Genomic DNA, 8,365 nt, shown 5'->3' with positions numbered 1-8,365 from the left:
ATTTTTTTAAGCCCACAAAAGGGGGCTTGGGTAAGTGCACCCTTTTGCAAAGATCCATAGCAACTGAAATTTATTTTAAAATTGGCTTGACTTTATATAGTTGGTCTACGCGTCAGGGGCGGGGGGTTGGTGACGAGCCAGCAGGCCTGCCAGTTTGCATTTTTCCCGTGCAGACAGTTCCATGGTATCGCCTCCTCAGTAATTTTCCCAGAAGAGCCGGGCGGTTTCGTGAAGAGGCCGGCCTTTTTTCCGGACCAGCACCACCTGGCTTTCCAGCTTTTCTTCCCGGACCGGTACCGCATTCAGGTTCTGGCTCAGGTTCACCACGCTTTCCGGCACCAGGGCCACCCCCAGTCCCGCCTGGGCCCACTGGAGGCAGCTCCGGGCATCGTCTGCCAGGCACCGGAAATACAGGGAAAAGCCCCGGCCCCGGCAGATTTCCTGGATGATCCGCTCCCACCGCCGGTATCCCAGAAGGGGCAGCTCCTCTAGATCTTCCAGGGTAAAGGCCTCCGGCAGGTGTTGGGGGAACAGTTCCCGGCTTCCCAGGGCGCAGAAATGCTCCCGGCACAGCACCTTTCCTTCCACCCGGGTTTTGGAAAAGGGGGTCCGGATCACGGCCAGATCCACCGTCTCCTTTTCCAGGGCGTCCAGCAGCTGGTAGGTGTTCCCTTCGTACAGCTGGATGGAAATCTCCGGGTACTTCTGGGCGAAATACCGAACCCCCCGGAAAAACCGTTCTCCGGCGCCAGAAGAGATCATCCCCAGATGGAGACTGCCTTTTTTTCCCAGCTGGAAATTCTTCATGTCCTCCTGGGCCGCAAGGGTCAGGGTCTGGATCCGTTTGGCCGTGTCATAGAGGCTTTTCCCCGCTTCCGTGAGACGGATCTTCCGTCCGCCCCGTTCCAGCAGCCGTACCCCGCACTGGGTTTCCAGCCGCTGGAGCTGGAGGGACACCGGGGGCTGGGTCAGGTTCAGCCGCCGGGCCCCTGCTGAAATGGACCCTTCTTCCACCACTGCAATGAGACAGTTCAGCTGTTCCAGGTTCATAATGCATCCTCCTATATGGAAAATATATGGTTCTCAATAGATTCAATATTTATTATATAGTATTTCCGGTGGTAAGATAAAGACAGTTCAAGCAATGAGGTGCTGATTATGAAAAAATTTCTTTCTTATTTTAAGGGGTACCGCTGGGACTGCATCCTGGCCCCTTTGTTCAAACTGCTGGAAGCCCTGATGGATCTGGCGGTGCCGTTGGTGATCGCTGCCATGATCGACCAGGGACTTTCCACCGGTGACGAAGGCTTCCTGTTCCGCTGCTTCCTGGTGCTTATGGGGCTTATGGTGCTGGGCATGGGCTTTTCCTTTACCGCCCAGTATTTCGCCGCCCGGGGCAGCGTGGGGGTCATTACCCGGCTCCGGCAGGCTCTGTTCGACCATATCCAGGGACTGTCCTACAGGGAACTGGACACTTTGGGCACCGATACCCTGATCACCCGGCTCACCAGTGACGTGAATCAGGTCCAGACCGGGCTGAACATGGCTCTGCGGCTGCTGCTCCGGAGTCCCTTCATTGTGTTCGGGTCCATGGTCATGGCCTTTTTCATCGATGTGCCCAGTGCCCTGGTGTTTGCCGTGGCCATCCCCCTGCTGCTGGTGGTGGTGCTGGGGATCATGCTCCGGAGCATCCCTTTGTTCAAACGGGTCCAGGAAACTCTGGACAGACTGCTCCAGACCACTAGGGAAAACCTGACCGGGGTCCGGGTGATCCGGGCCTTCTGCCGGGAACAGGCGGAAATCCGGGAATTCGACAGCCGGAATGCTGACCTGACCCGGAAGAACCTTCATGTGGGCCGCTGGTCCGCTTTGATGACACCGGGCACTTATTTGCTGGTGAACCTAGCCACGGTGGTGCTGATCCGCCAGGGTGCCCTCCGGGTGGAACTGGGGGCAATGGCCCAGGGGGATGTGGTGGCTCTTTACAATTATATGGCCCAGATGATCATTGAACTGGTGAAACTGGGCAGTATGATGATTACATTGAATAAATCGGCAGCCTGTGCAAGCCGCATCCAGGGAATCCTGGAGGTGGAAAGTTCCATGACCAGTCCCGCTGCTTACGGACCCCTTCAACCGGTGAGCGGGGGACCGGCCGTGGCTTTCCATCACGTGTCCTTTGGCTATGCCGGAGGCGCCGAAGCGGTGACAGATCTGGATTTTGCCATTCCCAAAGGCAGTACTGTGGGAATCATCGGGGGCACCGGCAGCGGCAAGACCACCCTGGTGAACCTGATTCCCCGTTTTTATGATGTGACACGGGGCCAGGTGGAAGTGGAAGGCCGGGACGTGCGGGAATACCCGGCCGGCCATCTGCTGGAAAAAATCGCCCTGGTACCCCAGAAGGCAGTGCTTTTTGAAGGCACCATCCGGGACAACCTGCGTTGGGGCAAGGCTGATGCCACCGACGAAGAACTGTGGCAGGCCCTGGAAACTGCCCAGGCCAAAGATGTGGTGCTGGGGAAGGAAGGCCGGCTGGATGCCCTGGTGGAACAGGGGGGACGGAACCTGTCCGGAGGCCAGAAACAGCGGCTGACCATTGCCCGGGCCCTGGTGAAGAAACCGGATATCCTGATCCTGGACGATTCTGCCAGTGCCCTGGATTTTGCCACCGACCTCCATCTCCGCCAGGCCATCAAGGCCCTGGAAGGGGAAATGACCGTATTCATCGTGTCCCAGCGGACCAGCAGCGTCCGCCAGGCAGATGTGATTTTGGTGCTGGATGACGGGAAACTGGTGGGCCAGGGAACCCATCTCCAGCTGCTGGAAACCTGCCCGGTGTACCAGGAAATCTTCGATTCCCAGTATCCCGGCCGCCGGGCGGAAGAAATCCGCAAGGGAAAGGAGGAAGCCTGATGTCCATGGATAGAAACAATTCCAGCTGGGTCACCCTGAAAAAAGTCTGGAAGATCATCGACGCCTACCGGATGCTCCTTATTGGGAGCCTGGTGCTGGCCGGTGTTTCCGTAGCTCTCCAGCTCTATGTGCCCATCCTGTTCGGCCGGGCCATTGACGGGATCCTGGGACCGGGACAGGTGGATTTCCCCCTGGTGGGCCGCTATGCTTCCCAGATCCTCTTTTTGGTAGTCCTGTCCAGCCTGGCCACCTGGGCCATGAATCTCATCAACAACCAGTTGGCCTTTAACACCGTCCGGGATATCCGGAGCCGGGCCATCCGTCAGATCCAGCAGCTGCCCCTGTCCTTTTTGGACGGCCACAGCACCGGTGACCTGGTCCAGCGGGTGATCGCCGACGTGGACCAGATTTCCGACGGGCTGCTATTGGGGTTCACCCAGCTGTTTTCCGGGCTGGTGACCATTGTGCTCACCCTGTATTTCATGTTTTCCACTCACCGGAACATTTCTCTCATGGTGATCGTCCTGACCCCGGTGAGCTTCCTGGTGGCCCGGTTCATCGCCAGCCGGTCCTATCGGCTGTTCCAGAACCAGACCGCCATCCGGGGGAAGCAGACCGCCCTGATCAACGAAACCATCGGCAACGAAAAAGTGGTGAAGGCCTTCTGCCATGAAGAACGTTCTTCAGACCAGTTCCGGAGCCTTAACGAAGAGCTGCAGCAGGCCACCCAGGGAGCCCTGTTCTACAGCTCCCTCACCAATCCGTCCACCCGGGCGGTGAACAACGCCATCTATGCCCTGGTGGCCCTGGTGGGGTGCTGGGAGATCCTGGGCGGAGGGCTTACCGTAGGGGGGCTCACCGTGCTGCTGTACTACGCCAACCAGTACATGAAGCCCTTTACGGACATCAGCTCCGTGGTCACTGAGCTCCAGAATGCCCTGGCCTGCGCTGCCCGGGTGTTCGCTCTCATCGAAGAGACTCCCCAGAGCGCCGATCCGGACCGGAAACTGGTGTTCCGGGAAGGGCGCGTGGACATTTCCCATGTGTATTTTTCCTACAATAAAAAGCGCCCTCTGATCGAAGACTTCAACTTCCAGGTGGAACCGGGCCAGACCACCGCCATTGTAGGGCCCACCGGCTGCGGCAAGAGCACCTTCATCAACCTGCTTATGCGGTTCTACGATGTGGACCGGGGGACCATCGCCATCGACGGCCAGGATACCGGGAAAGTGGACCGGCATTCTCTCCGGAGGACTTACGGCATGGTGCTCCAGGAAACCTGGCTGAAACAGGGGACCATCCGGGAGAACATCGCCTTCGGGAAGCCGGGAGCCACCGAAGAAGAGATCATCCAGGCCGCCAAAGAAGCCCACAGCTGGGAATTCATCCGCCGGCTGCCCCGGGGGCTGGATACGGTGGTGGACGACGACAGCCTGAGCCAGGGACAGAAACAGCTCCTGTGCATCACCCGGGTGATGCTGGCCCTGCCGCCCATGCTGATCCTGGACGAAGCCACCTCCAGCATCGACACCCGGACCGAGATCCAGATCCAGAACGCCTTTGCCAAGCTCATGGAAGGCCGCACCAGCTTCATCGTGGCTCACCGGCTCAGCACCATCCGCAGCGCCGACCGGATCCTGGTGATGAAAGACGGGAAAATCATAGAGCAGGGCACCCACCAGAGCCTGATGGAACAGGGAGGGTTTTACAAGGAGCTGTACAACAGTCAGTTTGCAGGGTGATAAGGGTGTTGCACAGAACGTGCAACACCCTGTTTTCCATTCACCACCCAAAAACGCCCATTCATCCCACAGGGGGTTCTCAAATCTGGAAACTCCGGTATAATGGGACCTGAGGGGAAATTACCTGTACCGAGGAGGCACCAACATGGACAGAAACAATTCCGACTTCAGCTACGAAATCACCCAGGAACTGGGAACCCTTTCCACCAGCCCCAAAGGCTGGACCAAAGAGGTGAACCGGATTTCCTACAACGGCCGGACACCCAAATTCGACATCCGGGAATGGGCCCCGGGAAGAGAAAAAATGGGCCGGGGAGTGACCCTGAGCGAAGAAGAAGCCAAAACCCTGTGCAAGATCCTGTTCCAGTATTTCAAGGAACAGGCAGGGAGGTAAGAGGAGGGGGCTGCTGCGGGAGCAGCAGCCCCCTTTGTCAACGGTCAGCGGCAAAAAGGAGACCATCTGCCGGAGGCAGATGGCTTTGAAGGGAAACGCAGCCTGGGGGCTGCTAACCCACCACCAGCCTATCGGCCGGTCCCCCGCCCTTGAAAAGGGCGGATATATACGGCGCATACCGGGCCAGGGGCCCTTATGCAAAAAGGAGACCATCTGCCGGAGGCAGATGGCTTTGAAGAGAGACGCAGCCTGGGGGCTGCTAACCCACCACCAGCCTAACGGCTGGTCCCCCGCCCTTGCAAAGGGCGGATATACGCTCGGGCTGGCGCCCATTGCTTTTTGGCAAGTGCTAAGGCGTTAGCCCGCGTACTTCTTGTTCACTCTTTTGCGTGGGTGGATATACGCTCGGGCCTGCGGCCCATTGCTTAATGTATTGCAAAACTACAGCTGTCGTATTGCTGCACAACTGCAGATTTAATCGGACAGTCGCCATTAATCGTGCAGGGCGCCAGCCCGCACTACTATCCGCCCTTTACAAGGGCGGGGGACCGTTGCGCCTGCGCAATGGTGGTGGGTTAGGCGCCGCGATACCCGGCGCCGTCTTCCTCTATCCCCCCGCACCAACAACCATCCCCAGTCCACTCTGCCATTTTGGCACCAACAAACAATTTGCCACAAAACAATCCAACAGAAAGGACCTCACCCATGTACTACGAAACCACCCGAGACCGTCACCTCAAACACCTTGCCAATCATCTCCGAAAAAACATGACTGCCGAAGAACGGCATTTGTGGTTCCAGTTTTTGCAGCAGTATCCTATCCGTTTTCTCCGGCAGAAACCCATCCGGGGATACATTGTGGATTTTTACTGCGCCAAAGCCCGGCTGGTGGTAGAAATCGACGGCAGTCAGCATTACAATCCCGCGGAAAAAGCCTACGATCTGGAACGGACCCGGCGGCTTATGGCCTGCGGCATGAAAGTGCTCCGGTTCAGCAATCGGGACATATGGAGAAATTTTTCCGGAGTGCAGTACGTGATCGATAAGGAAGTACGGAAACGGGTGAAGCAGTAGAGGGCACGGCGGGCCAGGGGCCTTTGTGCAGAAGGAGACCATCTGCCGGGGGCAGATGGCTTTGAAGGGAGACGCAGCCTGGGGGCTGCTAACCCACCACCAGCCTAACGGCCGGTCCCCCGCCCTTGCAAAGGGCGGATAAATACAGCGCATACCGGGCCAGGGGCCCTTATGCAAAAAGAAGCCCGGCATCCGCCGGCCCTTGAAGAGAAACGCAGCCGGGGCTGCTAACCCACCACCAGCCTAATGGCTGGTCCCCCGCCCTTGTAAAGGGCGGATATACGCTCGGGCCTGCGGCCCATTGCTTTTTTACAAGTACCAGGGCGTTAAGCCCGCGTACTTACTATCCGCCCTTTTCAAGGGCGGGGGACCGTTGCGCCTGCGCAATGGTGGTGGGTTAGGCGCCGCGATACCCGGCGCCGTCTTCCTTCGCCTCCGCACTAACTTCCGCTGGTGCAGGCGGTGGCGATCCCCATGCAATCCCGGCGCCGTCTTCCTCTATCCCTCCACACCAACTTCCGCCTCGCTCCCACTTCCCATCCATGCTATAATCATAAGGAATGAACATCCAAGGGGAGGCATCCTTTATGCTGAGCAGGTTCAAAGGATTGTGCAGGGAAATCTGGGAGCGGAACCAGCGCTTCAAGACGGCTTTTCTGGGCAGTTGGAGCTTTTTTCTGGTATTCCTGGTGCTCACTGTCATCGGGCGGGGGGACCAGTGGAGCAAATGGACGGTAATCAGTCAGGGCTTTTTGGCTGTACAGCTGGTAATGTTTCTTTCCGTGCCTTGGCGGCTGTACAACGAAAAATACGGCAGGATCGAGCCCCGGCGGGAAGCGGCCAATTTCCTGCTTTTCCTTCTGCTCTGGCGGAGCCTGGAACAGGTCCCGTCCTTTAATGACTACCTGTTCCTGGGCCTTTGGGGCACCGCCGCCCTGTCCGCAGCGCTTACCCTTTTTTTCTGTGATACACCCCAGGGACGAAAGGGGCTTTTTCCCGCTTTTCTGCTGGCCCTTGGCAAAAGCCTGCTCCTGGGAGGGTTGTCCTTTGCCCTTTTGGGCCTCTGCTTTTCCGGCATCCGGATGCTCCTGTACCCCAAACTGTCCCTGGAATGGCTGGAGCTGGCCTGTGTATTTTCCATCTGGGTGGTATCCTGGCAGGTCCTGCTGGCCCAGATTCCCCGGGAAAACGAACCTCTGGCGATACCGGACTGGTATTCATCACTCTGCCGGAACCTTCTTCTTCCGGCGGCCGCGCTCCTTGTGGTCATCCTTTATTTCTATCTGGCCAAAAGCCTCCGGGAGGGAGCTCTGCCAAATGGTATCATGAATCCCTTTGGATCCTGTGCTTTGGCTTTTTATACCCTGTTCTGCTTATCCTACCCGGAAGAGCAGCCGCTCTGGGTGCGGAAAGTCCTGAAATGGGGAGCACTCCTTCTGGTTCCCATAGCAGCGGCTCAGCTCCGAGGCGTCTGGATCCGTTTGGAAGCCTACGGGCTCACAACCCTCCGGTATCTGTCCCTCTGCTGCACCTTCGTGGGGCTTTGTGTCCTGCTCGGGGGCATTACAAGGCAAAAACCCCGGAAAATATACCTGTTGTGCGGAATCCTCAGCGGGATCCTGGCATTTTCGCCCCTGAACCTGGTGGACCTCCCTGCCTGGTCCCAGGCACGGCGCCTGGAAGAAACCATCACCCGGAATCAGCTGATCCAGAAGGGGAAACTGGTCAGCGCCCGAGAGATTTCTCCAGAGGAAGCGGAGCGGATCCGCAGCAGCTATGGTTATCTGGCCGGTTCCGCCGGCCGGTGGCGGTATCCTCTGGTGGAACAAATCAAAGAATCTCCCTTCCTGGCCACCCTGCCTCGTCCGCCCAAAGGAAAAGGTCATACCGGTATCGGGTATTATAACTACAGCCAAAAACTTGCAACACTGCCGGTCAGCGGTTATTCCAGGGTAATAATCATCAAGGGGGCCCATATCCAGTACCACCGGCTGCGTTTTTCCGGAGAGGGAAATACTGCATACAGCCTGCCCATAGATGATGCGTACCTGCAGCAGCTGCGGGAAAAATATCCTTCCAACGGACTGGTGGAGGGAAAAGATCTCCAGCTTCAGCTGGAGGATGGGAAACTGCTGATCTTTACCCAGCTTGCAGGGAGCCAGGACGGGTTTGACCAAAAAGAGAAAAATTCCGTCAGAGTCGATGGATACCTGCTGGAACAGTAAAATTCCAATTCAAA

6 protein-coding genes are annotated in these 8,365 nt (G+C 57.6%); 5 read left to right on the top strand and 1 reads right to left on the bottom strand.

What is annotated here, in order from left to right; genetic code table 11:
• Nucleotides 1–195: 195 nt before the first annotated feature.
• A complete protein-coding gene (locus ACTQY1_RS10975) occupies nucleotides 196–1,050 on the bottom strand; it encodes a LysR family transcriptional regulator (protein ID WP_441374191.1) in 855 nt (284 codons plus the stop codon).
• Nucleotides 1,051–1,158: 108 nt separating this feature from the next.
• Between ACTQY1_RS10975 and ACTQY1_RS10970 the strand changes: the two genes are divergently transcribed.
• From ACTQY1_RS10970 to ACTQY1_RS10950, 5 genes are all read left to right on the top strand, one after another.
• Nucleotides 1,159–2,916 carry an ABC transporter ATP-binding protein gene (locus ACTQY1_RS10970; RefSeq protein ID WP_308664537.1) on the top strand — a complete coding sequence of 586 codons (1,758 nt, stop codon included), beginning with the start codon at nucleotides 1,159–1,161 and terminating at the stop codon, nucleotides 2,914–2,916.
• Entirely contained in the window at nucleotides 2,916–4,658 is a 1,743-nt protein-coding gene (locus ACTQY1_RS10965) for an ABC transporter ATP-binding protein (RefSeq protein ID WP_308664538.1), read from the top strand. Before ACTQY1_RS10970 ends, ACTQY1_RS10965 begins: the two co-directional genes overlap by 1 nt.
• 145 nt (nucleotides 4,659–4,803) lie before the next feature.
• The gene (locus ACTQY1_RS10960) at nucleotides 4,804–5,052 is read left to right on the top strand and encodes a YdbC family protein (protein ID WP_308664539.1); all 249 of its coding nucleotides are present in this window, start codon (nucleotides 4,804–4,806) and stop codon (nucleotides 5,050–5,052) included.
• A gap of 705 nt (nucleotides 5,053–5,757) precedes the next feature.
• Nucleotides 5,758–6,126: an endonuclease domain-containing protein gene (locus ACTQY1_RS10955; RefSeq protein WP_308664540.1), complete on the top strand. Its 369-nt coding sequence runs from the start codon at nucleotides 5,758–5,760 to the stop codon at nucleotides 6,124–6,126.
• Nucleotides 6,127–6,713: 587 nt separating this feature from the next.
• Entirely contained in the window at nucleotides 6,714–8,351 is a 1,638-nt protein-coding gene (locus ACTQY1_RS10950; RefSeq protein ID WP_022486632.1) for a DUF4153 domain-containing protein, read from the top strand.
• Nucleotides 8,352–8,365: the final 14 nt, after the last annotated feature.

The organism is Acidaminococcus sp. HCP3S3_G9_1 (assembly GCF_052122455.1).
Lineage (GTDB): Bacteria > Bacillota > Negativicutes > Acidaminococcales > Acidaminococcaceae > Acidaminococcus.
Note: the sequence above shows the minus strand (reverse complement) of the source record. Positions and strands in the feature narration are given on the sequence as shown.

Coding starts and splice junctions, on each gene's coding strand:
- ACTQY1_RS10975 (WP_441374191.1), bottom strand. CDS start 1,050: ATGAACCTGGAACAGCTGAACTGTCTCATTGCAGTGGTGGAAGAAGGG.
- ACTQY1_RS10970 (WP_308664537.1), top strand. CDS start 1,159: ATGAAAAAATTTCTTTCTTATTTTAAGGGGTACCGCTGGGACTGCATC.
- ACTQY1_RS10965 (WP_308664538.1), top strand. CDS start 2,916: ATGTCCATGGATAGAAACAATTCCAGCTGGGTCACCCTGAAAAAAGTC.
- ACTQY1_RS10960 (WP_308664539.1), top strand. CDS start 4,804: ATGGACAGAAACAATTCCGACTTCAGCTACGAAATCACCCAGGAACTG.
- ACTQY1_RS10955 (WP_308664540.1), top strand. CDS start 5,758: ATGTACTACGAAACCACCCGAGACCGTCACCTCAAACACCTTGCCAAT.
- ACTQY1_RS10950 (WP_022486632.1), top strand. CDS start 6,714: ATGCTGAGCAGGTTCAAAGGATTGTGCAGGGAAATCTGGGAGCGGAAC.